Source organism: Methanoregula sp., from assembly GCF_002835825.1.
GTDB lineage: Archaea > Halobacteriota > Methanomicrobia > Methanomicrobiales > Methanospirillaceae > Methanoregula.
The window spans coordinates 1-1059 of record NZ_PIZH01000747.1 but is presented as its reverse complement, the minus strand read 5'-3'; the positions used below and the strand labels follow the sequence as shown (position 1 = coordinate 1059).

Annotated in this window: 1 protein-coding gene; it reads right to left on the bottom strand. The window is 50.9% G+C overall.

What is annotated here, in order from left to right:
• A partial coding sequence (locus tag CW742_RS14890) for a PAS domain-containing protein (protein WP_292421745.1) occupies positions 1-1059 on the bottom strand: 1059 nt, incomplete at both ends.

Here is a 1059-nt window from a genome sequence, read left to right as displayed (position 1 = left end):
GACAGCGTCAAGAATCCTGGTATCTGTGATGTACCGGGCCTGGAGGTTGAAGAGGCTGGCTACAATCTGCAGGTTATTTTTTACCCGGTGATGGATCTCTTTGAGGAGTACTTCTTTTTCTTTCAGGGATGCCTGAATCTTTTCCTCAGCCTTTTTGCGTTCTGCAACTTCCCATGCAAGCATCTGGTTCGCGGCGACGAGATCTTCCGTCCGCTGCCTGACACGCATCTCGAGATCTTCCTTTGCATTCCGGAGGGCATCCTCCATTTTCTTCCGTTCGGTGATATCCTGGATAATCCCGAAAATCTGAACAGCCTCGCCATTCTTGTCCCGCGAGACTTCTGCACTCTGGTAAATGTGCCTGACTTCACCATCAGGACGGACGATCCGAATCTCAAGCTCGCCAAAATCAGTTATTGTAAGGAGTTCCCTGACCTTCTCTTCATTCTTTTCCTTGTCATCAGGATGGACCAGGGTTCTTATTCCATCAAAACTCACGGGGAACGCCCGGTCGACACCAAAGATCCTGTACACTTCATCGGACCAGTGAAGGGTATTTTTGACAATATCCCACGCCCAGTTGCCGATCTGTCCCATTTCCTGTGCTTTCTTGAGATTCCGGGTGGTCGAAAGGAGTTCAGTTTCCATTTTTTTGCGTCCGGTGATGTCCTGGTTGACAATGATTGCCCCGACAATCTCCTGGCGCTCGTTCCTGATGGGAATTGCCGAATTGAGAATGATCTTGTGCGTACCGTCAAAGCACTCGATCTCAACCTCTTCGTCGATCGAACTCTCTCCCCGGGTAATGGCACGCGCTACCGCCCATTCATCAGGTTCGATGCGTTTTCCGGTGCTGAACCACCATCCTTTAGATTCATGGAAATTTTCCATGCCCACATTCAGGGCACCGCCCCAAATTATGCGGCCTGCGGTATTACCTGACCGGATGACACCTTTTGCATCCGTTATCCAGACGCCGACCGGCAGTTTTTCAAGGACAAAGCGGAGCAGGGACGCGCTTTCACGGAGAGCTTCCTCTGCTTTTTTCCGATCCGTGAC